Raw genomic sequence first — 25359 nt, forward strand, 5'->3', positions numbered from 1 at the left:
AGACGACGATGCCTGTGACCCGCATTGCGATTTCTGAGCAACGCTTCGACCCCTGGCACGCCGCCATAAGCGCCGCGTTACAGCAGGCGCTGGAAGGCCATTTTTCGGTCCCGGCCGGTGACTGCTTTCAGCTGTTCGATTGTTACAGCCAGGGGCGGCGGCTCGTTAACCCGCACTATCTCTGCGCGGCTGAAGCCGGGCGCAGCGATGATTTCCTGCTGTTTCAGATAACCGCCGGTAAGCCGCGCAGCCGTCTGCAAAAGCAGCGTTTTTATCAGGATTTAGTGACGCGACTTGAGCAGTCGCTGGGCATCAGCCCGCATGAGGTGATGGTGGTGATCGGCTTTACCGAGCCGGAAGACTGGTCATTTAGCGGCGGCAAGATGTTCTGTTTAAAGGATATTCCTCCCGCGCGGTAACGCGACCGTAATGAATACGAGAGGGTCAATTGATAGCTTGCCGGCCCTCTCCCTTGATAAATACCCGCACACTACACCGACACTTCGCCGTATAGCGAAGCATAACCCAGCAGAAAGGAACACAGTACTGACTCCGACCAGGCACAAGGAGAGTTATTGGACATGCAACCAGTCAATTTTTCATCATTATATTTTGGTACACCTGTCGCCATATTATCCACCCGCAACCCGGACGGCACCACCAACCTGAGCCCCATATCCTCATGGTGGATCCTCGATAAAAGCCTTGTTTTCGGGATTGGCACCATGAATCAATGTTACGAGAACCTCATTAATCAATCCGAACTCGTGCTTAACATTCCGGACAGTCGCCTGTGGAAAAACATTGAGGCGATAGCGGCCACCAGTGCGAAAAACCCGCTTCCGGAGCAGAAGAAAAAGATGGGCTATGACTTTGAAAAAGACAAATTTTCACGAAGTCACCTCAATGAAATGGAGAGTATCTGCGTCTCACCGGGACGCGTAAAAGAGTGTCCGGTACAAATCGAGGCCAGAGTGAGCCGACAGATGTCCCTGGGAGAGTCGGGTGATGAGCTGACGGCGATGGAAGCACGTATCTTACGGGTCCACATAGCGGAAGAGCTTCTGGACAGCCGCTGCGGGTCCCCCCGCTTTAGGGCCGAGAAATGGCAGCCGCTCTACTATATTTTTCGTCACTACTACTCTGTGGGAGAAAAGCTCGGAGAGAACTTCAGATGCGGCAGCTAACCCGCATCGGCGATGCCTGAGCCCGCCGATGCGTGACATGCGCTCCATCTACACGGTCAGCCGCTATGTGGGTGTACCGTATTGCGCTACTTACCCGCTTCCGGATGGGTATCAAACGCCGCCATTACCGCCGCCAGCTCCGCTTCGCTGAAGCCATATTTGGCATCCGTGACGCCAAGGCCGAAGCGGGACTGCAGCGCAGCATACAGTGCCGGAACGTCCGGGAAATCAACCTTCTCGACCACATGGTGCTTATCCCAGTGGGTGAAGTGGAAGTTGGTTAAGGTCATTTTGCCGCCGTCAGGCAGATGACGGCACATCAGCAGATGGTGACGAAAATGCGACTGCGGCCAGTGGGCTGACCAGAAATTGCCCATTATATAGTCGGACGCATACTGATGCCCGAGGTCAAAATGATACATAGACTGCCAGTGACCATGGTGGCTGAACTGCAGCGTCCAGGTCTCTCCTTCACACAGCAGGCGATATTCACCGTGCGGGGTGGCTTGCTCTACATCAGCCAGCAGACGGATCGGCGCGGTTAGCGTCTGCCCGCCGAAACCGACATCGGCAATCCAGCGCTCGCCTTCTACTTCCACCAGCAGCAAACGGTGAGTACGCGGCGGCATCTGCGGCGGATTCGCCAGCACCACTCTTCCCAACAGGCTACGGACTGTAAAGCCCAGCTCGCGCAGCGCTCTTTCCAGCAGGCCGTTTTGCTCAAAGCAGTAGCCGCCACGCCGACCGTTCACCAGCTTGTCTTCCAGCGTCCGATCGTCGAGGTGGATCTCCCGGGGCAACAACACATCCAGATTTTCAAACGGGATGGCGCTGTTGTGGTGAATATGCAGGTCGCGCAAGGTGTCGATCGTAACATCAGGGGTTCCCGTCCAACCCAGACGGGAAAAATAGGCGCTTAAAAATGGACTCATCAATGCCTCCAGCAATCGGTGTCCGACATTTATAGCCTATTTTTGCCGTTTGACCGTCTATTTTGTGCGGTCGTATTTATTCGCGTGTGCTCCGCTGCATTAACGCCAGCGCGCTGAGCATCAATACCAATCCGGTCAACAGCGTCAGCGAAGCCATCGCCATTCCCTGCCCGACCGAGCCCTGCTCAAACTGGCGCCAGATAAACACCGCTACGGTCTGGGTACCCGCCGGTGCCAGCAGCAGCGAGGTCACCAGCTCGCGCGACGCCACCGCAAACACCATCAGCATGGCGGCCAGCAGCGCCGGAAACACCAGCGGCAGAACAATCAACCGCAGCGCCTGCAAAGGCGTGGCGCCGTGCACCCGTGCGGCTGGCTCGAGGTTATGGCCAAGCTGGCGCAGCGCGCTGCCGACATAGCGCACCGGCCACGGCAGCAGCAGACAACAATAGGAGAGTAGCAGCATAAACCAGCTGTTATAGGGCGAAACCGGCCAGAACGGCTGGTTCCACAGCAGAATCAACCCCACGCCCACCACCACGCCCGGGAGCGCCGCTGGCATCAGCGATAAAGCATCAACCAGAGCGCTGCCCTTGATTTTCTGCACCAATACCAGCCAGGCCGCCAGCAGTCCAATCAGCCCGACAATCAATGCCGACGCCAGCGCCAGCGACAGGCTGGTTCCCAGCGCCGACAGCGCATCGCCCTGCTGGGCAAACAGTGCGGAAAAATGACGCAAGGTAAAATTATCACTGTGAAGACCGCCGGACAGCGTGCCCATCAGGCTGGTCAGCACCATTGAGGCCCCCGGCAGCAGCACCGCCAGTCCACCGATACCGGCCATCAGCAGCACCGCAGGCGCTGCCAGCCAGCCAAGGCTGGTACCGCTGTTCTCTCCCGGCTTGCCGGTCACGCTGGTGACCTCTTTATCGCCAGTGAGTCGTTTTTGCAGCCACCAGGCCAGCAGCGCGACCGCGATCAGCAGCAGCGACAGCAGCGAGGCGCCGGGCAAATCAATCGGCCAGTCGGCGAGTTTTTTCTCAATACCGACGGTGAGCATCGTCAGCCCGGCCCGCGAGCCCAGCGCGGCCGGAACGCCGTACTCTTCAATCGCCAACGTAAACGCCAGCAGCATCCCTGCCGCCAGCGCTGGCGAAAGCATCGGCAGCGTGATATGCCAGAAGGCCCGCAAGGCGCTGGCGCCGTGCACTCGCGCCACCATAGCCAACCGTTGTCCGCTCGCCAGCAGGCTGCGGGAAACAGCAAAGTAGACCACCGGGAAGATGTTAAAGGTCATCACCAGCACGATCCCGCTGCGGCTGAACAGCAGATCGTTAAGATCCCAGCCCGTGAGCTGTTGCAGGTAGCCGTTACGTTGCAGCACCAGCATCCACGACAGGGCCGAAATATAGGGCGGCGTCAGAAACGGGATCAGCAACAGCAGATCCCACAGGCGCGGCATCGGCAGCGTAAACAGACCGCGCAATACCCCCAGCGGCAGGCCAATCAGCACGCTCATCAGCGCCACGCCACCGGCGACCCACAAGGTGCCGCCGAGCATCGACAGTAGCTGCGGGTCGTGAGCCAGCGTCGATACGCCGCTCAATGCCCCGTCCAGCGAACCGGCGCTGAAGTGCGGAAAGACTGCCTGCAGGACGATAAATAACAGCGGTAACGCCACCAGCACCAGCAGCGCTGTCAGCGTAAACCCGGATATCAGTGTTTGTTTCACGACATTTTCCTGAAAAACCACCGCCCGCGATCTATCGGCGGTCCTGTCGCCCGGGTTAGGCGCAAGCCATCCCCCGGGCAAGATCGATTTACTGTACGAACAGCGTATTGAAGCGGGACAGCACCGCACTACGTTCACTGTTTCCATCGCTGGTGGTTGGCAGGATCTTCAGCTCATTAAGCAACGGACGTTTGGCCTGGACATCGCTTCGCGCCGGCATCAGCCAGGCGTCGGCAACCAGCGCCTGACCTTCTGGCGACAGGACATAATCAACGAAGGCTTTCGCATCGTCAGCATGCTGGCTGGTCTTGAGGATCATCATCGGACGCGGCGCAATGACCGTGCCGCTGGCGGGGAAAATCACCTTCAGAGATTCGCCCTGATGGATGTTGCCGTAGGAGACATAATCCACCGCACCGAATACCGCCGCCTTCGCCCCCTGCATCACCGGGGTGACGGCCTGGGCGTTCGGCCCGCTGACCACCATGCCATTGCGCTTCAGGTCGTCAAACAGCGCCCAGGCTTTATCGCCCATGCCATTTTGTAACCCGATCAGCAAATCCAGCGATGCGCCGGAGAGCGCCGGGTCCGGCGTGGTCACTTTGTCTTTGAACGCCGCTTCGGTCAGATCACGCCACTCTTTCGGCTCCGGGGTCCCGCTTTTGGTATTCCAGACGATCCCCAGCGCCGAGATCCCCTGCGCAACATAATCCGCCGTTTTCAGGTTCGCCGGGACCTTATCGGCGTTGGCACTCTGATACGGCAGCAGCCAGCCGCGGTGATGTAAATCCTCAGCGGTGTCCCAGGAGGCGGAGATCAGCACATCTGCCTGCGGGTTGGCCTGCTCGGCTTCGAGACGGGCCATCACTTTGCCGGTGGTGGCCTGGAAAATATTGACCTTCACCCCGGTTTTCTTTTCATAGCCGCTGGCAAGGCTCTTCGCCAGCGAGCCGGGACCGGCGGTATATACGGTCAGCGCGTGGGCGCTGGACATCATGGTGGCGGACAACAGCATCGCGAGCACAGCTCCTTTCTTAATGGTCATAACGGTTTTCATGCAAGTTCCCCTGAGGATGAAGTAACGGTGCGCACGGCGGCGATGGCGCCCGCCGAGAGATGAACAATTCTGTCGGCCAGCAGCTCGGCTTCGCGGCGATCGTGAGTGACGTACACGGCGGTGATCCCCAACTGTCGCAGGAGTCGGCTCATTTCCACGCAGAGTGATTCCCGCAGTTCGCTATCGAGATTGGAGAGCGGCTCATCGAATAACAGAACCCGAGGTTCAGCGACAATAGCGCGCGCCAGGGCGACGCGCTGCTGCTGCCCGCCGGACAGCCCGGAAGGTTTACGCCCGGCGAAACCGCTGAGGCCCACCAGCGCCAGCGCCTCAGCAACCCGCTTTTGCCGGTCCTGACGCGGTACGCCGCGCATGCGCAGCGGAAAGGCGACGTTTTGCTCCGCCGTCATATGCGGCCACAGGGCATAATCCTGAAACACCATGCCGATATCACGCTGTTCCGGTGGCATTGCCCAACCGCGTTTTGCCACCAGCCGGTCGCCGAAGCGAATTTCGCCGCTGGCAGGCACGGTGAGCCCGGCCAGCAGACGCAGCAAGGTGCTTTTTCCGCAGCCTGATGGCCCTAAAAGCGCCACAATGCTGCCCGCGTCGATCTGCAGGTCTATCTGATGAAGAATGGTCTGGGGACCGAAGGCGAACGAGACGCCATCGAGTGTGATGCTGGTCAGCGCGTGCATTATCGCCCTCCCCGTTGGGAAAGCGATGCTCTGCCCGCGGTCAACACCTGACGGGCCGCGCTCACCTGTGATAAAGACAGGAGAGCTACCATGTTGTGATCCTCTTTGGGATTTAGTGGTGCCGACTATAGGGAGCCTGTATGACGTATTGATTACGTTTTCATTGCGGATTAACGTGTTGTCAGGCATCAGACCCATTTACCAAGGAACGCTTATGAGCCGTTTTCGCCACGTGGAACTCCAGTACGCCAGTCGCCTGCTTAATCATGGCCCAACCATTCTGATCACCAGTTATGACGCCCAGACGCAACGCCGCAATGTGATGGCCGCCGCATGGTCGATGCCCGTCGAATTCGCACCGCCCCGTCTGGCGATCGTGGTGGATAAAAGCGCCTGGACGCGGGAAATTATCGAGCACAACGGCACCTTCGGCATCGTGGTTCCCGGGGTGGCGGCAGCCAGCTGGACCTACGCCGTTGGCAGCATCAGCGGGCGCGACGAGGATAAATTCAATGCCTACGGTATCCCGGTGGTCACCGGCCCGGCCCTGGGATTACCGTTAATCGAAGAGAAATGTCTGGCGTGGATGGAGTGCCGCCTGCTGCCGTCAGGGATAGCCCAGGAGCAGTACGACACTCTGTTTGGTGAGGTGGTTTCTGCCGCTGCCGATGAGCGCGCATTCGCCACCGGTCGCTGGCAGTTCGACGACGATAAGCTCAATACTCTGCATCATCTTGGCACCGGTAATTTTGTTGCCAGCGGCCGCCACGTGCAGGCTAATATGCCGGAAGAGTAACCTTTCTTTACCGAGGCAGGCACTAAGCCTGCCTTATCCCCCGCGGTTCTCACTCTTTTTAGCAGGTTGACCGTTCATTGCTTCAGACATATAGTTAGCCGCCATACTATCTGAAAGAGGCCACTATGGAGCTCGAACAAAAATACCTATCGCTACTGCAGGAAGCCGAACGCCATCAGCTTGCCGATGTGGACAATATCCGCCTCTGTTTTCAGACCTTGTCGTTAGCCGCTGCGATCGATCGCGATTGCGCAACGTTACTGGCGCCCTGGGGGTTATCCGAGGGGCGTTTCGTACTACTGTTTTTGCTTGATGCCGCATCTGACGGTCTGGCTCCAAACGTGCTGGCGGAAAGGGCCGGCGTCACCCGAGCGACAATTACCGGCCTGCTTAACGGCCTCGAGCGCGACCAGTTAATTGAACGTCATGCCGACCACCTTGATGGCCGGGCGATGCGTATTGGATTAACCCCTGAAGGCAAACAGCTTATTGGCAAGGTTTTTACCCAGCACAGTCGCTGGATTGCCGGCCTGTTCAGTCATCTCTCAGCGTCAGAGCGCAGCCAACTGGCTGGCCTGCTGGAGAAGGTGTCCGCCGGTACGCTGGCTGGGAAAAGCCGCATCTGATTCGTGTTAAAAAACAACGTAAAGGAGCTACAAACATGCCTCATTATTTAGTCGAACTCTACACCCCTAACGCCGCCTGGCACGCGCTATCAGAGGCGCAACGTAGCGCGTTTATTCAGGGCATTCAGTCCGGTATGGGCAGCCTTGCGCAATGGGGAGTTGAACTGCTGACGCTGGCGGAAACCGATACGACCATCGACAACGCCGCCTCGCATCGTTTTTTGGGGATCTGGCGTTTTCCTGACGCCCAGGCCCGCGACGCGCTGCTGGCCGGCATTGCCGCCAGTGGCTGGTATGGTTATTTTGACCACATTAATGCCGCCGCAGAGACTGGTAATATGCAGCAGCATCTGCAGGCGCTGGCGGGATAATATCCTGCGGCCAACTCCCCGGTGGCGCTGCGCTGACCGGGCTAAATACCGCACAATACTGTAGCCCGGATAAGGCGTCCTGCGCCGCCATCCGGGAGTCATCCATATCATCTCAGAAAGGAACTCACGATGAGCATACCGCAAACCCAGATTCAGCTTCTGCAAGCCATTGACAAAAACTTCACCACATTAGCCAATTACCTTGCGCATGTCCCCAAGGAAAAAGCAGCTGAAAAAAACTTACCGGGTCATGCGCAAGGCACAGTCATGAGCGTACGCGATCTGGTCTGTTATCTGTTGGGATGGAATGAACTGGTGCTTAAATGGATTACTCTCGACAAAGCGCAAACGCCTGTAGACCTTCCAGAAACCGGTTTTAAATGGAATCAGCTTGGGCATCTGGCACAAAAGTTTTATGGCGATTATCCTTCGCGGGACTTCACTTGTTTACTGGCTGACCTACATGAGGTTAAGCAGAAGATAATGGTCCAAATCGCGACCGGTGACGACGAGGCACTGTACGGTCGCCCGTGGTACGGCAAATGGACGCTTGGGCGGATGATTTCACTAAACACCTCGTCACCCTACGCTAACGCTTGTGTCCGATTGCGTAAATGGGCAAAAGAGCAGAATATTCCCTTGAAATAATCTCCCCAGCGACGCGGCAACTTTTGCGAGGGATATATTGGGGTATTCCCCGGTGGCGCTGCGCTGACCGGGCTACATACCGCACAATACTGTAGCCCGGATAAGGCGTCCTGCGCCGCCATCCGGGAGTCATCCACCGCACAATATTGTAGCCCGGGGGTCTCCTAACGCTGTACCCGGCGCCGGTCTTCGCTGGGGGTCAGGCCAAACACCTTTTTATATAAGGTGGTGAAGTGATTGCTATTGGCAAAACCACATAAATACGCCACCTCGGTGATCGTCATATCGGTTTCGCGTAATTTTACCCGTGCCGATACTAAACGCAGGCGTTTTAAATAATTATCCGGCGTCAGCCCGGTGGCTTCTTTAATATGGCGAAAGGCAGTGCGGGTAGTCAGATGGAATTTCTCCGCCAGCTGCCCCCAGTTATGCTCCTCAAAACAGTGCTCCTGTAACCAGGTCAACAGTTTATGCAGCTTATATTTGGTGTTGCTATATTCGGCTTCGGTCTCGGCATGGAGGATCGTGGTGATCAACTGGAAAAAAGCGGCTTCACGCAGGGCGCTATTTTGCGCCTGCTGAAGCTCGGGAGAAAATATTTTATCCACCAGCTCTTTGCAGAGATGTCGGGGGTCCGGGGCAAGCCACCCGTAGCAAGAGGCCTGCCGGGCTGAGAATTTTTGTAATAGCGCCTCAAGATGGCGTAAATAATGAAATTCCACCTGCGGATTAATCAGCACATTAATTAACTTGAGCGTTCCGAGCTCGTCATAATAATGCACATCACCCGGCTGGACGTAAAAAACGTCTCCCTGTTGGATATATAATGGGCGGCCATTAATAACGTGCAGTCCGTGCCCCTCTTCAACAATCACCAGCTCAGCAAACTCGTGGCTATGTTCATGGCTATTATCTTCGGGGTCACTGGCGTACATCCCCAGCTTATCCTGCGGGTCGGTGAAATAATACTCAACGGTCAACATCATCATTTCTTCAGTCCAAAACGACATACGGCGCAGTGGCACGATAATCCATTTTACTGACCGCCACGAACAAGATTTATGGATTTGTGATCGCCAACCGGCCCATCCCTTCATCACTGCCATTTTGGCAAATGCATTGGCATTGCCAGAGTGGTTGACGTACAAAGCGGCGTCTTATGCTGCGCACAAATAAACACAGAGGACGCAGTATGTCACAAGCTATTCAGCAGAATATGCACATCTCGATGACCCGCCACCCGGCATTTTTACGCACCGCGGAGGCACTCCGACCTGAGCTGCGCAGCCAGCCCCACTCACCGTTGGCGGTAGTGGAGGTATTTGCCGATGCCGACGCGGTGTTTGGCTGGCGCGCCGAACCGGTGAGCACCCTGGCCGCGCTATCCCGACGGGAACTGACCAGCGGCGATAGCGTGATTATCGATTTTGGCAGTCACTATGTGGGCTACCTGCATTTCGTCTGCCACAGCGCCGGGAGTCCACCTGACGCCCCGGCACACCTGCAGCTGACCTTCGGCGAGACGCTCAGTGAAGTCTGCGAGCCGTTCAGCGATTATCGGGGCTGGCTCAGCAGCAGCTGGTTACAGCAGCAGGACCTGTGGCTGGATGTATTGCCTGCGCAGATTGACCTGCCAAGACGCTACTGCTTCCGCTATCTCAAAGTGGAAGTCAAAGCCGTTTCAAGCAAGTTCCGCCTGCAACTCGACCAGATTCGGGTGAATGCCGTGACCTCCGCCAGCAACGCCTGCCCGCCGACCACAACGCGCGATCCGCAGCTCCAGGCCATCGACAAGGTATCGGTCCTGACCCTGCAAAACTGCATGCAGGAGGTTTTTGAAGATGGTCCCAAGCGTGACCGCCGGCTGTGGCTCGGTGATTTACGCCTGCAGGCGCTGGTGAACGATGTCACTTTCGCGCATCACGATCTGGTCCGCCGCTGCCTGTATCTCTTCGCCGGTCACACCCGCGAAGATGGCATGGTGTCGGCTAACGTTTTCGTTCAGCCAGATGTGCTTGCAGATGACACGTTTCTGTTTGATTATTCGCTGTTTTTTACCGATGTCCTCTACAACTATTTGCAGAGCGCCGAGGATGTTGAGAGCGCCCGTGAGCTCTGGCCCACGGCGCGGCGTCAGGTCGAGCTGGCATTAACCCGCTGCGATGAGAATGGCCTGGTGCGCGACAGCGAAGACTGGTGGGTGTTTATCGACTGGCAAGAATCGCTGAATAAGCAGGCTGCAGCCCAGGGGGTACTGATTTACTGCCTGCAACGGGCAATCTGGCTGGCCGAACGGTTTGAACCTGAGCGGGTGGCCACCTGGCGCAGCGCGCTACAGCACTGCAAAGCGGCAGCAGAGGCGTTATGGGATGGCCAGCAGGGCTTTTACGTCAGCGGTGAGCAGCGTCAGGTCTCCTGGGCCTCGCAAATCTGGCTGGTACTGGCGGAAGTCGGCGGCCCTCAGCAGCGTCGCGAGATCATGCATAACCTGGCCACCAATCCCCCCGCCGTCGCCATGAACACGCCGTATCTGCGTCACCACTATATTGCCGCCCTGCTGCAGTGTGGGCTACGCGACGAGGCGATTGCGCAGATCAAAGCCTACTGGGGGGCAATGGTGGATTACGGTGCCGATACCTTCTGGGAAATTTTCGACCCGCAACAGCCTGACTTTTCCCCTTATGGCAGCAAACTGATAAACAGTTACTGCCATGCGTGGAGCTGCACCCCGGCCTGGTTTATTCGCCAGTACGGACTGTAACAACAACAATAAGCGAGCGTAATTTTATGGCAGATACAACTTTTACTCTCTGGCGGCAGCGCCTTGGCTATGGCATCGCCGACCTCTCCTGCAACCTTGTGTGGCAGATGATCTCTCTTTATCTGATGTTCTTTTACACCGACGTCATGGGCCTGCCCGCCTATTACGTTGGTTTGATGTTTCTCGTCACCCGCCTGGTTGACGGCGTCGCCGATGTGCTGATGGGGCTGGTAATCGATAATACCAGCACCCGCTGGGGGCGCTGTCGTCCCTACCTGCTGATCGGGGCGATCCCCTTCGGCCTGCTATGTGTTCTGGCCTTCTACGTACCGGATTTTGGCACCACCGGTAAGCTGATTTACGCCTTTATCACCTACCTGTGTCTGTCGTTTCTCTATACCATCGTCAACATTCCGTTCTGCGCGATGCTGCCGTTTTTGACGAACGACTCGCGGGAGCGCACCACTCTTTCTGCGGTGCGCATTCTGCTCGGTTCATTAGGCGCGACCATTGTCGCCGTCGCTACCCTGCCGTTAGTCGGCGCCCTGGGGAAAGGCCATCAGCAGCATGGCTTCTTCTATACCGCAGTCATTTTCGGCGCGATCGCCACTTTCTTTCTGCTGGTGAGTTTCCGTAACGTCAAAGAAAATATCAGCATCACCCAGGAGCGAATGACCTTGAAACGCGCGTGGGTCAGCCTGCGCGCTAACCGACCGTGGTTGGTCTTCGCTATCAATATTTTCCTGATGTGGGGAGCGTTCTTTTTCCAGACCGGTGCGCTGGTTTACTTCTTCCATTATTACGTCGGTAACAACGATCTGACGGCGATCGTCGCCGGGATCTCCACCTTTGTGCCGCTGCTCGGCACCCTCACCGTGCCACTGCTCGCCAGCCGCCTGAAAAAGCGCCACGTCTATCTGATCGCCAGCGCCATAAACCTTGTCGGCATGGGCATGATGATGGCGGCAGGCGTCAATAGCTGGGGGCTGATTGCCGGTGCCATTGTCTTATCGCTGGGCGCCGGGCAACGGACGGCCATTTACTTCTCGATGCAGGCCGACCCGGTGGATTACGGGGTGTGGAAAACCGGTATCAATACCGCCGGGATTTTAACCTCGATCAACGGCTTCCTGGGCAAAGTCGCCATGGCCGGCGCAGGGGCGATTACCGGCATCCTGCTCTCTTCCGGCGGCTATATCGCAAACCAGAGCCAAAGCGAGAGCGCGATGCTGGCGATTAAAGCCTGCTATCTCTATATCCCGGCGCTGCTGATTGTCGCCTCAATGTTGTGGATTGGCCGCTTCTACCGCCTCGATGACCACTACGAGCACATCCGCGCCGACCTCGACGCCGGGCGCCGCGCACCGCCGGACACGTCGTCAGTCGCTGGAGAAAACCACGCCCTGTAAGGTGCAGTCCCCCTCTTAATACCCTAAATAATTCGAGTTGCAGGAAGGCGGCGACGCAGTGAATCTCCAGGAACTTACTGAAGTAAGTGACTGGGGTGAACGAGGCAAGCCAACGCTCATACAGCTTGAAGTCTGACGGGTATTTACCGATGAAATAATAAGGATTGATATGCGTATCTCTTTGATTAGCGCAGCGGTTTGCTGCGCCCTTTTTTCGGCTTACGGAGCGAGCGCCGCACAGCTCAGCGTGGAACAACGGCTGGCACAACTGGAGGCCCGGCTTAACCATGCCGAGCAAGAAGCGGGAGACGCTAAGCGTCGTGCGCAGCAGGCGGAGCAACGTACCAGCGCGGCAGAACAACGCGCGGCGGCAGCAGAAAAACAGGTCCAGACCCTGAGCCAACGAACCACCGTGACCGAACAAAAACAGCAGGCGACCGACCAGCAGCTGGCAAAATCCAGCCTCAGCGACGGCTTTGAATTTAATGCCTATGCCCGCTCCGGGATGTTGGTGGATAGCCACGGTAAAGGCGCGCGTGGCGGACCGGGGATCTCCCCTGCCAGTTCACTCAACGGCGATGCCCATGTTGGCCGTCTCGGCAACGAGAAAGATAACTATGTGGAACTGAGCTTCGGCAAAAAGATGACCTTCAGCGACGGCTCATGGGCGCACTTTAAAACCATGCTTGCCGACGGCGCCACCAATCCGGACCCGTGGGTACAGGATAACGACAGCCACCATCTGAACGTGCGCCAGCTGTATGTTGAAATGGGTAATTTCGCCGACTTCAACGGGCCGTTTAAAGACGCTTCTGTCTGGGCAGGTAAGCGTTTCGACCGGGATAACTTTGATATTCATTTTACCGACAGCGATATTATGTTCCTTGGCGGCACCGGGGGTGGGATCAACGACGTCAACTGGAACAACAGCCTGCGCGGCGATTACTCGGTTTATGCGCGTAACTTCGGCGATCTGGGGAGCGATAACTATGAAGATAACGATGTTCAGAATCTGATGTTCACCGCCAACCACTTCTGGGACCGCTGGCAGTTAATGACCACCGCCATGACCGCTCAAGGCAACGACGATCTGAAGGATAATACCTCGACCACCGGCAGCTACGCGCTACGTAGCGACAATACCGCGAAGAGTGGTTATTACGCGATGCTGGCCCTGCACGACAAACAGCAGTTTTATGGCCTGGCGCCTGGCGTATCGGAAAGTGCCCTGCAGTACGGCCACGGACTGGGTGCTGAAGCCCGCCAGCCCGGCAGCGATGGCGACCTGACCGAGAACGCTAAATCTCTGCGCTTTGCCTCCTACGGTATTTTACCATTGGGGAAAAACTGGGAACTGGCGCCATCGGTTATCGCCCAGCACAGCGAAGACCGCTATCGTGACGGCGACCGTTACGATTGGGCGACCTTCAACCTGCGGGTTTCTCAGGCCATCACCCGCAACTTTGCCCTGCTGTATGAGGCGTCCTGGCAGTATATGGACCTGAATCCGAACGGACGAAGCTACCGTTATGACAGTAATGTCTATCAGTACCAGGCGGTGAGCGGTGATTTCTACAAGCTAACCTTCGCCCCGACGTTTAAAGTTGGCGACGTCTTTGATATCAAAGCGCGGCCGGAAATCCGTTTCTTTGTCACCTGGATGAACTGGGATAAAGACCTGGACCGTTACGCGATTAACGATGATTTTGGCAGCAAAGGCTTTACCGCCGGGGGGAACTGGAACTTCGGCGTACAGACGGAGATTTGGTTCTAAGTCAGGCACCTGTCCCCGGTGGCGTTTGCCGGGGATACACGCCGCACAATCCCGTAGCCCGGATAAGGCGCACCGCGCCGCTATCCGGGATCGGGCGATGATTACATGCTGTAACCGGGCTTTTTAATCAGCTGTTCCATCTGCGGGGCGATTTCGCTGTCCCAGACCTGCTGCCAGTCGCCAGGTTCAACCTGGTTCAGAGCAACGCTCACCGCGCTGTCCTTGCTGCTGAGGTGGCGAATCAGCACCTCGGTGATGTCGCTCGCCAGCGCGGTTTTTTGTTCATCGGTCAGTTCACGGGGAAAACATTTAATATCAACATGTGGCATAGCAGGCTCCTTAGTGTCAGTGCGATAAATTAGCATAGCCCCGAGGTGTCGGTTCGCTATTTGTGCCTTAAATCAATCCGTTGTCACGCAGCACCTGCTGAAGCTCAGACCGTTGATAGACCTTTTCCGCCACCGCGGCAAACTTCGGCGTATGTCCGGCAAACCACGCCTGCCGGGGCCCCCACGAATACATTGCCGCAATATAGCAGTCCAGCAGGGTTATCTCCGCCCCCAGCGCGTACGGCGCAGCGGCCAGCTGCTGCTCCAGCCACAAATAGAGTGATTGTCGATACTGAATGCAGTTTTCCTGCAGTTGCCCGGGCGCATCGGCGGCCCAGCGCTGCGGATAGTCGGCGTAGGTAAAGGTGGGATAAACATTCGCTACCAGCCAGATTAGCAGGCGCTGAAACTGGTGGCGCTGCGGCATACCTGGTCCGGGAGCCAGCTCCGGATGCTGGTCAAGGATCATCAGGGCGATCGCCGCGGACTCGGTCATCACGCTACCGTCATCGAGCGTCAGCGTTGGTACCTGACACAGCGGGTTTATCTGTTTGAGGCGCTCACGTTGCGGGCCGGGTTGATCAAAGCCTGCAACGTTAACAAACTGGTAAGGCATCCCGGCCAGCGTCAGCATCAGCTCGCTAATTGCCGAGCCCCAGCCGGGTGCGCCATAAACGGTGATCATATTCAGCCTCCACGTTAAACGCTAAGTGTAGGCACAAACTGGCGGTTCGGCGTCATTCCCCGGTGGCGCTGTCTGCATTATCGGTGTCTGGCCGGTTGATAAATGGCGAGAATCCCTGCCAGAATTTTTTGGCATACTGGATATCATATAACTCGTTAACCAGCGCATTGATAACCAGGACAAACATCCCGAAATAAGCGAGGAATAAAACCACAAAACTGGCTACTGCTGCCACACCTGACATTTCGACGACGAGATCGGGCACCGACATAAAAAATCCGTAAATGATGGCCGCAATCATAATTATGGCAAAAACAGAAATGTCCCGGCGCGCTTTTTTCCTTTTACTGGACGGTTGCGTTATACCAGAATCAGTAATTTCCAGCAGCTTAATCTTTCGAAGAAAGCTATTCATAGCAGGATCGTTGAAGGAAATATTGTTAGTTGCAATATATTCCAGAACTTTGTGACTGACAGCAATCGGATATCTTATACCAATCCCTTCATACAGAGCCTTGATGGCCAGTAAATCAAAGGTCGTAATATTATCCTTATTGTTCAGTTGATTGATACGCCGAAAGGTAGCCAGGCGTTTTTCGGCACTGAGTTTATCAAACTGACTATCACGACGGTTCTTACGGCCCTCTACCCAGCGGCTATAAAGTGTTTTAACTACCATAACAAGAACAGGTACAACCACACCCGATACGGGGATAATCACTTCTGATAATATTTTCACTACGGTCCCTTGATAATATATGATGCTTAAAGATAGTTTTATTTAATCGTTGCGCGCAAATATTAATCGCATAACAAAAGATAGCATTTTGATAAAAATCAAGATAGCCATGACTCTTTTCCAATTAGGAATGTATAAAACAGAGTTGCGTAGCAATATATATTGCGGTGGCGGATACAAAATCCACCCCGCAGTTCCTGAAGCATTGCGCTCTCGTTTATGCCGATTCGCGCACCACCAGTTGAAAACCGATATCGATAATCACCTCGCCTTCCCCGCAGCCTTCGATGCGGTCGGCCAGCAGCGTCGCCGCCTGTTCGCCTATGGCGTGGCGGTCAACGCTGACCGTAGTGATCGCCGGGCGATTGCTGGCGGCGAAATCCAGATCGCCAAAGCCGATCACCGCCAGATCGTGCGGCACGCGCAGGCCGCGGCTTTCTGCTTCCATGATTGCCCCCTGTGCCAGCGTGTCCGAGCTACAGACGATCACATCAAACGAGGCTGCATCCAGCAGCTGCGCCAGGCCGTGACGTCCCAGCGCCAGTGACGCCGGCAGCGGCACTTCACTCTGCGGCGCCGCGGATATACCATTTTTACGGAGCGTGGCGCACAACCCCTGTTTACGCAGTGCCGCACGCGCATCCCCGGCCCACAGCAGTCCCGGACGTCGGTAGCCTTGCTGCAGCAGAAACTCGCCGATCGTTTCGCCCACTTTCTCATGCGAAAAACCCACCAGCATATCCAGCGGCGTGGGAGTAAGGTCCCAGATTTCCACCACCGGAATGGCAGCGTTAAGGATGGTTTTTTTCAGCGCCGCAGCGTGTTGAATGCCGGTCAACACCACGCCGTCCGGGCGTCGTGAGAGTAAGGTCGCCACCAGTTCTGCTTCGGTCTGGCGACTGTAGCCCGCCACGCACAGCAGCATATGATAGCCGCGCGCCGCCAGGGTATCGCTGAGCGCCTGGATGGTATCGACAAACATATTGTTGTTAATCTGCGGCACCACCACCGCAATCAGTTTGCTTCGCCGGGACGCCAGTCCGCCCGCCAGTGCATTGGGGATATAGCCGGTGGCCTGCACCGCCTGCATCACTTTATCTACCGTTTTCGGGCGCACCAGCTGCGGCGTGTTCAGCGCCCGGCTGACCGTCATCGATGATAACCCAGCGCTACGCGCGACATCATCCAGCGTCGGCGCCCGCGACGGTTTTCTGCTTTTCACGACGAAGCCCCTGTGTTGAGTCGTTTTCCTGTGGGCATTATTGATGATGCCCCACGCAATTGCCAGCCTCTGCCGCGCTCAGCCCCTGACAATCAGTATTGTGGATCACCAAATGTTATCGCTATCATTCATTATTGTGCTTTTTCACAAACCTGTTTGGATCGTGATGCTACCTGCATAATTTCACCCTAAATAATCGCCAGTTGTGATCGTTTGTACAAATTAAAGCCAGCGTGATGGCGCAAGACGGCGTTCAGGATTAGAAATGTTAGCGCAAACATTTTATAACCTGAAAGGAACCCACCATGACCTTTAGCGCAAATTCTGAGTCCGTGAGCTACGCCAAAACCCTCGGCGCAAAAACCGCGGCTGAAACCGGCGACCGTATTGCCCACGTCAAACTGTCGCTGGCCTTTTTACCACTGGCCACGCCGGTCAGCGATGCCAAGGTACTTACCGGCCGACAAAAACCGCTGACCGAAGTGGCAATTATCGTTGCCGAAATCCGCTCCCGTGATGGCTATGAAGGCGTTGGCTTTAGCTACTCGAAACGTGCCGGCGGCCAGGGGATCTACGCCCACGCCAAAGAGATTGCCGATAACCTGCTCGGCGAAGATCCGAATGATATCGATAAGATCTACACCAAACTGCTGTGGGCCGGCGCCTCCGTAGGCCGCAGCGGCATGGCGGTGCAGGCTATCTCGCCTATTGATATTGCGCTGTGGGATATGAAAGCCAAACGCGCCGGGCTGCCGCTAGCCAAACTCCTCGGCGCCCACCGTGATTCCGTGCAGTGCTACAACACCTCGGGTGGATTCCTGCATACCCCGCTGGATCAGGTACTGAAGAACGTCGCTATCTCGCGGGAAAACGGCATTGGCGGGATCAAACTCAAAGTCGGCCAGCCCAACACCGCCGAAGACATTCGCCGTCTGACGGCAGTGCGGGAGGTGCTGGGGGATGATTTCCCGCTGATGGTCGACGCCAATCAGCAGTGGGATCGTGAAACCGCCATCCGTATGGGGCGCAAAATGGAGGGGTTCAATCTGGTGTGGATTGAGGAGCCGCTGGACGCCTACGATGTCGAAGGCCACGCCCAGCTTGCCGCGGCGCTGGACACCCCTATCGCCACCGGTGAAATGCTGACCAGCTTCCGTGAACATGAACAGCTGATCCTCGGTAACGCCAGCGACGTGGTTCAGCCCGACGCCCCGCGCGTGGGCGGTATCTCGCCGTTCCTCAAAATTATGGATCTCGCCGCGAAGCATGGCCGCAAGCTGGCACCGCATTTTGCCATGGAAGTCCACCTGCATCTGGCCGCCGCCTACCCGCTGGAGCCGTGGCTGGAGCATTTCGAATGGCTGAACCCGCTGTTTAACGAACAGCTGGAGCTGCGCGACGGACGGATGTGGGTATCTGAACGCCACGGTCTGGGCTTCACCCTCAGCGAACAGGCCCGCCGCTGGACCCAACACAGCTGCGAGTTTGGTCAGCGCCCTTAATCGATTGCCCCGGATTGCGGCGCAAGCGCCGTATCCGGGCTACCGGCCGATGCACGGCTGAAATCCGCTGTACCCACAATACAACCCTGCAAAGGAGTTGAATAACATGACAACGTCAATAAAACCAAGCAATGTGCGTTATGGTATTTTGATATTTCTGTTTCTCGCCACCGTGTTTAATTATGCCGACCGGGCAACGTTGTCCGTCGTCGCGCCGATGATGAGTCAAGAATTAGGTTTCGACCCCGAAGCTATGGGGCTGGCTTTTTCGGTATTCGGGATCTCGTATGTGGTCATGCAAATCCCCGGCGGCTGGCTGCTCGATAAATATGGCTCCCGTCTGGTCTACGGCTTTGCATTAATTGGCTGGTCGGTGGTCACCATGTTTCAGGGCACCATCTACCTGTACGCCAGTCCGCTGATCGTGTTGATTATTCTGCGCCTGATGATGGGTGCCATTGAAGCCCCGGCGTTTCCTGCCAATAGCCGCCTGAGCGTCCAGTGGTTCCCGAATAAAGAGCGCGGGTTCGTCACCTCGGTTTACCAGGCGGCACAATATATCTCTCTGGGTATTATTACGCCGCTGATGACCATTATTTTGCATAATTTGAGCTGGCATTACGTCTTTTATTATATTGGTGCCATCGGGGTCGTGCTGGGGATATTCTGGCTGATTAAAGTCAGAGATCCGCTGCAACACCCAGGAATCAATCAACAGGAAATCGATTATATCCGTGACGGCGGCGGCGAACCGGAGCTGGGTAGTCGTAAAATGCAGCAGAAATTAACCCTCGCGCAGGTCAAAAGCGTCTGCGTCAACCGGATGATGATCGGCGTTTATATCGGTCAGTTCTGCGTAACCTCGATTACCTGGTTCTTCCTGACCTGGTTTCCCACCTATCTGTATCAGGCCAAGGGGATGTCGATTCTGAAGGTCGGCTTCGTCGCCAGTATCCCGGCGATAGCCGGATTTATCGGCGGCCTGCTGGGGGGCGTCTTTTCCGACTGGCTGCTGAAACAGGGCTACAGCCTGACCACCGCCCGCAAACTGCCGGTGATCTGCGGCATGTTGCTCTCCTGCGTCATTGTCGTGGCTAACTATACCGGTTCGGAAGTGGTCGTCATCGCCGCCATGAGCCTGGCCTTTTTCGCCAAGGGTTTTGGCAACCTTGGCTGGTGCATTCTCAGCGATACCTCGCCGAAAGAGATGCTCGGCATTGCCGGCGGCGTGTTTAACATGTGCGGTAACCTGGCAAGCATCATAACCCCGCTGGTGATTGGCGTGATCCTTGCCAACACCCAGTCGTTCGATTACGCCATTTTGTATGTCGGTTCCATGGGCGTACTGGGGCTGTTCTCCTACCTGTTTGTGGTCGGTCCGCTGGACCGTATTACCCTCACGCCACGCATTGCCTGATGGTCAATCCCTGGCGAATATCGCCTCCGCTGTTTCGCAACACACTCCTGCGAAGCAGCGGTTTTTTAGTAGGTAATACCCGGCGGATTCACCGCTGATTGTGCCACCGCCTCTCCCTGCTCTCCCCAACGCGCCAGCACCTGCTGGTACTCCCCGCGCGTGATGGCGCCGTCCAGCGCTGCCTGTAGCGCATACACCAGGCCGTTGCCTTTTTTAGTGGTGGTCGCCACCCAGGCTTTTTTCGGCCCCAGCCCCACCACTTTGGTGGTGCCGCTCAGCGCCGCTTTGTAAGCCGCCGTCGACTGCGGGCCAAAGAAGACATCGGCGCGCCCGGACTGGATATAGAGATTGCCGGAGGCATCATCGGTCAGATAAACCGGCAGCGCCGGCGGACGCCCTGCCGTTTTGTTTTCCTCGTTCCAGCCCAGTAAAATACGCTCCTGATTAGTACCAGAACCGACGATTACCTTGCGACCCGAGAGGTCCGCCGGACCGCTGATTTGCGCAATATTACTGGTCGATTTCACGGAAAACGCCAGGGAATCGACGCGGTAAGTCGCGAAGTCGAATTTTGTTTTACGCTGTTCGGTGACGGCAATATTGACCAGCGCCACGTCATAGCGCCCGGAGGTGATCCCTAGCGGCCAGTCTTCCCATGCCGTAGGCACCAGTTTAAGCTTCAGCCCTAAGCTTCCTGCCAGCAGGCGAGCGATATCCGGGTCACTGCCGATGCGCGTGCGGTTGTCGCTTGCCAGCAGCGCCAGCGGCGGTGAATTCAGCGCTGAAATCGCCACCGTCAGCGTGCCGGGCTCCACAAAACGGTAGTTGGCAGGGATCCTGGCAATCGCCGCAGGATCCGCCGTCACCGGCAGCGGCGTTTCGTTGGCCTTCAGGTCGATGTCTGCCTGTGCGTCGGGGGTCATAACCGCTGAAATGGCGGCGAATGCCAGCCCCGTTATCCTTAGTTTCATGCCAGCACCTTCGATAAAAATTGCCGCGTTCGCGGATGTTGCGGATGGTTGAGCACCTCGTCGCTGCTGCCCTGCTCGATGATTTTGCCCTCGACCATAAACACCACTTTGTCGGCCACTTCACGGGCGAAGCCGATTTCGTGGGTTACCACCACCAGCGTAGTGCCGGAGCGCGCCAGCTTTTTAATCACGTCCAGTACTTCACCCACCAGCTCAGGATCGAGCGCCGAGGTCGGTTCATCGAACAGGATCACCCTCGGGTTAAGGGCCAGCGCCCGGGCAATGGCGATGCGCTGCTGCTGCCCGCCGGACAGATGCCGCGACCAGGCATCAGCCTTGTGCCGCAGGCCGACGACATCGAGCAGATCATAGGCACGGGCTATCGCCTCTTTGCGGGTCGCCTGCTTGTGAGCAATGGGCGCTTCAATCAGGTTTTCCAGCACCGTCAGGTGCGGGAACAGATTGAAGTTCTGGAAGACATAACCGACGTTGACGCGCTGGCGCAGGATCGCTTTCTCTTTCAGCTCATACAGTTTGTCGCCCTCGCGGCGATAGCCAATGTAATCCCCGTCAATCTGGATAAACCCTTCATCCACCCGCTCCAGATGGTTTATGGTGCGCAGCAGCGTGGACTTGCCCGAGCCGGAAGGGCCGAGGATCACCGTGACGGTGCCGGGGGGGATCTCCAGCGATACATCGTCCAGCGCCTTATGGCGACCGAAGTATTTACTCACCCCGGTAATCGAAATATGGCCGTTAAGAGAGTTGGGCATGAATGGCCTCCTGCGGTTTCTGCTGCGGCTGGGTTTCGGTTTCCTGAAGCTGACGACGACGCGGCGAGTTCACCGCAGAGCGGCGTTCGCTGCGGGCCAGAGCGCGTTCCACCAGATACTGGATCAGTGACAGCACGCTGGTGATCACCAGGTACCAGACGGCACCGACCATCAGCAGCGGGATCACCTCCTGGGTGCGGTTGTAGATCATCTGAATGGTGTAAAACAGCTCCGGCATCGCCAGCACGTAAACCATCGCCGTACCTTTGGCGAGGCTGATAATTTCGTTAAAGCCGGCGGGTAAAATCGTGCGCAGCGCCTGCGGCAGAATAATCCGTAGCGTCCGGCGCCATGCCGGCAGCCCCAGCGCCGCTGCCGCCTCATACTGCCCGTGATCGACCCCAAGAAAACCACCGCGAATAATCTCGGCGGTGTAGGCACTCTGCACCAGCGTCAGACCAACCACCGCCGTCGAAAATTGCCCCAGCACGTTGATGGTCTGGTAGCTCCCCCAACTGAAGGTGGTAAACGGGATGCCAATCGACAGCGTGTCGTACAGATAGGAAAAGTTGTAGAGGATGATCAGCACCACAATCAGCGGCAGCGAACGGAACAGCCAGATATAGCCCCAGGCAAGGCTGCTCAACAGCCAGGAGGAAGAGAGCCTGGCCAGCGCCAGTACGCCACCAAACAGCACGCTCAGAACGGTACCGATCAGTGTCAACAGCAGAGTATGCCCTAGCCCTTCCAGGATCACCGGATCGAAGAACCAACGGGCGAACACTGACCACTCCCAGCGGGGGTTAAAAGCCACCGACTGCACCACACCCGCCAGCACCAGCAGGGCCAGCAGCGCCCCGATGGCGCGCAGCGGGTAGCGCGCCGGAACCACCTTAATCGTTTCGGAATGCGTCATGTGGCCTCCTCAGGCGCTTTGGCTCAGGGCGCTGACCGACAGCGCTTTGCTGAAGCGCAGCCGTCCGTCAAACGGCGGCTGGCTGTACTCTTCCGGGTTGCGCGTCAGATCAAATTGCGCGTCATAGCCCTGGCTCAGATAGAGCTTCACGGCTTCCGGCTGGCGAAAGCCGGTCGTCAGATAAATATGGCTGTAACCCGCCAGTACGGCCCGCCGTTCCAGCTCCTGCACCACTTTCGCCGCCAGCCCCTGCTGGCGCAGGCGGTGGTGGGTCCAGATACGTTTGATCTCGGCGGTGTGAGTATCTTTCGGTTTATAGGCCCCGGTGGCGATGATCTCGCCGTCGCGTTCAAGGACGATAAACAGCCCCTGTGGCGCCAGATACCATTCGGTCAGTTCAACCTCCGCGTCACGGGAAAAGTAGTCGCCATAGCGCGAGGCATATTCAGCGAACAGGCCGTTAATAATCGGCTGAAGTTCCGGTGCTTCGGGAGAGATATCGCGGAATGCGTCGCTCATGTTGCCTCCTGTTAATCGCCCAGACCGGCCGGGTTAACTTCTGATTGCGGGATGCTCTCGACCCCTTCGCCCCAGCGGTTCAGGACTTTGGCATAATCGCCGTTGCTGATAACGCCGTTCAACGCCGTCTGCACTGGCTCCACCAGGCCGCTACCCTTTTTCAGGGTGACCGCGATATGCGCCGCTTTCGGCCAGCCGCCATCCACGCTGCCCACCAGTTTGGTTTTGCCGGTCAGCGCCGCTTTCCATGCACCAATTACGTTGGGGCCAAAGAAGGCGTCAGCGCGACCGGACTGAATCGCCAGCGTCTGGGCGGCATCATCTTTGGTGTAGACCGGGGTAAAAGGCTTCAGCCCTTTTTTCAGGTTTTCAGCATTCCACGCCAGCAGGATGGCCTCCTGGTTGGTACCCGAGCCGACGATAATGCGCAGCCCGGCAATATCTTCCGCTTTGTCGATGTGCTGCAGCGGGCTGGTGCTTTTGACGTAAAAGCCCAGCGAATCCTTACGGTAGGTGGCAAAATCGAACTTCTCTTTGCGCTCTTTGGTAACAGTAATATTGCTGATCGCGGCATCATATTTGCCGGAGGCCACTCCCAGCGGCCAGTCTTCCCAGGAGGTCGGGACAACGTTCAGCTCCAGTCCCAGACTGTCGGCCACCAGGCGGGCGATATCCACCTCGCTGCCGAGCAGGGTTTTGTTATCGTCGGAAAACACCGTCAACGGCGGAGAGTTCAGCGCCGCCACCGCCACGGTCAGTTTTCCCGGCACCGCGAAGTGATAATTTGCAGGCAGTTGCGCAATCGCCTGCGGGTTTTTCGCCGTATGAATCGGCGCTTTATTGGCGGCCAGGCTCACGCCGGTGCCGTTGATATTAACATCCTGTGCCCATGACGGGGCGCTAAAGGCCAGCGCCAGCGCCAGTAAAAGTGACTTTTTCTGCATAGCGGTGTTCTCTGTTTTTATTGTTGGAATTGGTTAACGGGCTGCGCCAGCCCCAGGCTGTCGCGCAGGGTCGTGCCGGGATATTCATCACGGAACAGCCCGCGAGCCTGCAGCACCGGCACCACCTGGTCAACAAAGCGCGGGAAGGTATCCGGCGTACCGCCCTGGATGATAAAACCGTCCGCCGCATGCTGTTCAAACCACTGCTGCAGGCCGTCGGCGACCTCGTCTGGCGTACCAGAGAACAGCGGGCGCGGGCTGGCTGCTTCCAGCGCCACCTGGCGCAGGGTCAAATGCCGTTCGCGGGCGTTGCGTTTGATCTCATCGGTGGTGCTGCGGAAGCTGTTTTTACCCAGCTCGCCGATATCCGGGAACGGTTCATCCAGCGGGTATTGGCTAAAGTCGTGGTGTTCGAAATAGCGCCCGAGATAGTTCAGGGCATCATCGATCGACACCAGCGCGGCGGTAGTCTGGTACTGCTGTTCCACGTCATCGGCGTCATCGCCGACAATCACGCTGACGCCCTGGAAGATGTGCAGCTGGTCCGCCTGCCGCCCGTGCTCCACCAACTGACGTTTAACATCGCGATAAAACAGCTGGGCTTCCGCCAGGGTGGCCTGATGGGTGAAGATGGCGTCGGCGTGGCTTGCCGCCAGTTTTTTCCCGTCATCCGAAGCGCCGGCCTGAAAGATAATCGGACGGCCTTGCGGCGTACGGGCAATATTTAACGGCCCGGCGACCTGGAAAAAATCACCGTGATGGTCAAGGGTGTGCAGTTTGGCGTTATCAAAGAACTGTCCGGTGGCTTTGTTGCGGATAAAAGCGTCCTGCTCCCAGGAGTCCCAGAGCCCTTTCACCACCCGTAAATATTCATCGGCGATACGATAGCGCAGCGCATGGTCAGGATGCTGCGCGCGCGAGAAGTTCTTTGCCGAGCCTTCCAGCGGCGAGGTCACCACGTTCCAGCCGGCTCGTCCCTGGCTCAGATGGTCGAGGCTGGCAAACTGCCGCGCGGTGGTGAAAGGCTCGCTGTAGGAGGTCGATAAAGTCCCGACCAGCCCGAGATGTCGGGTCACCGCCGCCAGCGTCGATAATACCGTCAGGGGTTCGAAACGGTTTAAAAAATGCGGAATAGATTTTTCATTAATATATAAACCGTCGGCGACAAATATAAAGTCCAGTTTCCCCTCTTCCGCTTTTAATGCCGTTTGTTTGACGAAGTCAAAATTAATACTGGCATCGGCCTGAGCGGCCGGATGACGCCACGCGGACATATTCCCTGATGCGCCATGTAATATGGTTCCCAGACGCAACTGTCGTTTTTCAGACATAATAACCCCTTCTCTTGCCG

Annotated in this window: 25 protein-coding genes and 1 pseudogene; 12 read left to right on the plus strand and 14 right to left on the minus strand. The window is 56.9% G+C overall.

Features of this window, described 5'->3' with window-relative positions; all coding sequences use genetic code 11:
- Positions 1–8: 8 nt before the first annotated feature.
- The gene (locus ACMYSP_RS00560) at positions 9–419 is read left to right on the plus strand and encodes a tautomerase family protein (RefSeq protein ID WP_434584919.1); all 411 of its coding nucleotides are present in this window, start codon (positions 9–11) and stop codon (positions 417–419) included.
- A 162-nt stretch (positions 420–581) separates the two neighbouring features.
- Positions 582–1187: a flavin reductase family protein gene (locus ACMYSP_RS00565; protein ID WP_434584920.1), complete on the plus strand. Its 606-nt coding sequence runs from the start codon at positions 582–584 to the stop codon at positions 1185–1187.
- 86 nt (positions 1188–1273) lie between these two features.
- Here ACMYSP_RS00565 and nhoA read toward each other — a convergent pair whose 3' ends face one another.
- From nhoA to ACMYSP_RS00585, 4 genes are all read right to left on the minus strand, one after another.
- A complete protein-coding gene (gene nhoA, locus ACMYSP_RS00570) occupies positions 1274–2119 on the minus strand; it encodes an N-hydroxyarylamine O-acetyltransferase (protein WP_434584921.1) in 846 nt (281 codons plus the stop codon).
- A 76-nt stretch (positions 2120–2195) separates the two neighbouring features.
- Positions 2196–3851 (minus strand): ABC transporter permease, encoded by a 1656-nt coding sequence (locus ACMYSP_RS00575; RefSeq protein ID WP_434584922.1) that lies wholly within the window; start codon positions 3849–3851, stop codon positions 2196–2198.
- Between the two features lie 88 nt (positions 3852–3939).
- Positions 3940–4908 (minus strand): ABC transporter substrate-binding protein, encoded by a 969-nt coding sequence (locus ACMYSP_RS00580; protein WP_434584923.1) that lies wholly within the window; start codon positions 4906–4908, stop codon positions 3940–3942.
- On the minus strand, positions 4905–5609 hold the full coding sequence (locus tag ACMYSP_RS00585; RefSeq protein ID WP_434586984.1) for an ABC transporter ATP-binding protein: 705 nt from the start codon (positions 5607–5609) through the stop codon (positions 4905–4907). Before ACMYSP_RS00585 ends, ACMYSP_RS00580 begins: the two co-directional genes overlap by 4 nt.
- A gap of 211 nt (positions 5610–5820) precedes the next feature.
- Here ACMYSP_RS00585 and ACMYSP_RS00590 point away from each other — a divergent pair, with 211 nt between their 5' ends.
- The 5 genes from ACMYSP_RS00590 to ACMYSP_RS00610 all read left to right on the plus strand — a co-directional run bounded on the left by ACMYSP_RS00590 (position 5821) and on the right by ACMYSP_RS00610 (position 8047).
- Positions 5821–6402 carry a flavin reductase family protein gene (locus ACMYSP_RS00590; RefSeq protein ID WP_434584924.1) on the plus strand — a complete coding sequence of 194 codons (582 nt, stop codon included), beginning with the start codon at positions 5821–5823 and terminating at the stop codon, positions 6400–6402.
- A gap of 125 nt (positions 6403–6527) precedes the next feature.
- Positions 6528–7028, plus strand: a complete 501-nt coding sequence (locus tag ACMYSP_RS00595; protein WP_434584926.1) for a MarR family winged helix-turn-helix transcriptional regulator — start codon at positions 6528–6530, stop codon at positions 7026–7028.
- A 35-nt stretch (positions 7029–7063) separates the two neighbouring features.
- On the plus strand, positions 7064–7399 hold the full coding sequence (locus ACMYSP_RS00600; protein WP_434584927.1) for a DUF6616 family protein: 336 nt from the start codon (positions 7064–7066) through the stop codon (positions 7397–7399).
- Positions 7344–7463, plus strand: a complete 120-nt coding sequence (locus tag ACMYSP_RS00605; protein WP_434584929.1) for a hypothetical protein — start codon at positions 7344–7346, stop codon at positions 7461–7463. The genes ACMYSP_RS00600 and ACMYSP_RS00605 overlap by 56 nt, the downstream gene beginning before the upstream one ends.
- Positions 7464–7528: 65 nt before the next feature.
- A complete protein-coding gene (locus ACMYSP_RS00610) occupies positions 7529–8047 on the plus strand; it encodes a ClbS/DfsB family four-helix bundle protein (RefSeq protein ID WP_434584930.1) in 519 nt (172 codons plus the stop codon).
- A gap of 164 nt (positions 8048–8211) precedes the next feature.
- Here ACMYSP_RS00610 and ACMYSP_RS00615 read toward each other — a convergent pair whose 3' ends face one another.
- Positions 8212–9036: a helix-turn-helix domain-containing protein gene (locus tag ACMYSP_RS00615; RefSeq protein WP_434584931.1), complete on the minus strand. Its 825-nt coding sequence runs from the start codon at positions 9034–9036 to the stop codon at positions 8212–8214.
- A 203-nt stretch (positions 9037–9239) separates the two neighbouring features.
- Here ACMYSP_RS00615 and ACMYSP_RS00620 point away from each other — a divergent pair, with 203 nt between their 5' ends.
- The 3 genes from ACMYSP_RS00620 (at position 9240) to ACMYSP_RS00630 (ending at position 13991) form a co-directional block, all read left to right on the plus strand.
- Positions 9240–10808, plus strand: a complete 1569-nt coding sequence (locus ACMYSP_RS00620) for a sugar hydrolase (RefSeq protein ID WP_434584932.1) — start codon at positions 9240–9242, stop codon at positions 10806–10808.
- Positions 10809–10834: 26 nt separating this feature from the next.
- Positions 10835–12217 (plus strand): glycoside-pentoside-hexuronide (GPH):cation symporter, encoded by a 1383-nt coding sequence (locus ACMYSP_RS00625; RefSeq protein WP_434584934.1) that lies wholly within the window; start codon positions 10835–10837, stop codon positions 12215–12217.
- Between the two features lie 169 nt (positions 12218–12386).
- Positions 12387–13991, plus strand: a complete 1605-nt coding sequence (locus tag ACMYSP_RS00630) for a carbohydrate porin (RefSeq protein ID WP_434584935.1) — start codon at positions 12387–12389, stop codon at positions 13989–13991.
- A gap of 101 nt (positions 13992–14092) precedes the next feature.
- Here the strand turns inward: ACMYSP_RS00630 and pptA are convergent, their stop codons facing one another.
- The 4 genes from pptA to ACMYSP_RS00650 all read right to left on the minus strand — a co-directional run bounded on the left by pptA (position 14093) and on the right by ACMYSP_RS00650 (position 16966).
- On the minus strand, positions 14093–14320 hold the full coding sequence (pptA, locus tag ACMYSP_RS00635) for a tautomerase PptA (RefSeq protein ID WP_434584936.1): 228 nt from the start codon (positions 14318–14320) through the stop codon (positions 14093–14095).
- Between the two features lie 67 nt (positions 14321–14387).
- Positions 14388–15005: a glutathione S-transferase family protein gene (locus ACMYSP_RS00640; protein WP_434584937.1), complete on the minus strand. Its 618-nt coding sequence runs from the start codon at positions 15003–15005 to the stop codon at positions 14388–14390.
- 52 nt (positions 15006–15057) lie between these two features.
- On the minus strand, positions 15058–15744 hold the full coding sequence (locus tag ACMYSP_RS00645; RefSeq protein WP_434584939.1) for a hypothetical protein: 687 nt from the start codon (positions 15742–15744) through the stop codon (positions 15058–15060).
- Positions 15745–15961: 217 nt separating this feature from the next.
- Positions 15962–16966, minus strand: coding sequence for a LacI family DNA-binding transcriptional regulator (locus tag ACMYSP_RS00650; protein ID WP_434584940.1), 1005 nt, complete (start codon positions 16964–16966; stop codon positions 15962–15964).
- Positions 16967–17271: 305 nt separating this feature from the next.
- Between ACMYSP_RS00650 and ACMYSP_RS00655 the strand changes: the two genes are divergently transcribed.
- Together ACMYSP_RS00655 and ACMYSP_RS00660 are read left to right on the plus strand one after the other, a co-directional pair.
- Positions 17272–18468, plus strand: a complete 1197-nt coding sequence (locus ACMYSP_RS00655) for an L-talarate/galactarate dehydratase (RefSeq protein ID WP_154143768.1) — start codon at positions 17272–17274, stop codon at positions 18466–18468.
- A gap of 106 nt (positions 18469–18574) precedes the next feature.
- A complete protein-coding gene (locus ACMYSP_RS00660) occupies positions 18575–19885 on the plus strand; it encodes an MFS transporter (protein WP_434584941.1) in 1311 nt (436 codons plus the stop codon).
- Positions 19886–19950: 65 nt separating this feature from the next.
- On the opposite strand, the gene ACMYSP_RS00665 is transcribed toward ACMYSP_RS00660, so the two are convergent.
- From ACMYSP_RS00665 to ACMYSP_RS00685, 5 genes and pseudogenes are all read right to left on the minus strand, one after another.
- On the minus strand, positions 19951–20808 hold the full coding sequence (locus ACMYSP_RS00665) for a transporter substrate-binding domain-containing protein (protein WP_434586985.1): 858 nt from the start codon (positions 20806–20808) through the stop codon (positions 19951–19953).
- A 44-nt stretch (positions 20809–20852) separates the two neighbouring features.
- Positions 20853–21629 carry an amino acid ABC transporter ATP-binding protein gene (locus tag ACMYSP_RS00670; protein ID WP_434584942.1) on the minus strand — a complete coding sequence of 259 codons (777 nt, stop codon included), beginning with the start codon at positions 21627–21629 and terminating at the stop codon, positions 20853–20855.
- On the minus strand, positions 21613–22545 hold the full coding sequence (locus tag ACMYSP_RS00675; protein WP_434584943.1) for an amino acid ABC transporter permease: 933 nt from the start codon (positions 22543–22545) through the stop codon (positions 21613–21615). The genes ACMYSP_RS00670 and ACMYSP_RS00675 overlap by 17 nt, the downstream gene beginning before the upstream one ends.
- Before the next feature lie 9 nt (positions 22546–22554).
- A complete protein-coding gene (locus tag ACMYSP_RS00680; protein ID WP_434584944.1) occupies positions 22555–23064 on the minus strand; it encodes a GNAT family N-acetyltransferase in 510 nt (169 codons plus the stop codon).
- A gap of 11 nt (positions 23065–23075) precedes the next feature.
- A pseudogene (locus ACMYSP_RS00685) lies at positions 23076–25339 on the minus strand (NtaA/DmoA family FMN-dependent monooxygenase).
- Positions 25340–25359: the final 20 nt, after the last annotated feature.

Origin of the sequence: Klebsiella sp. R390 (genome assembly GCF_051131745.1) — a bacterium.
Lineage (GTDB): Bacteria > Pseudomonadota > Gammaproteobacteria > Enterobacterales > Enterobacteriaceae > Klebsiella.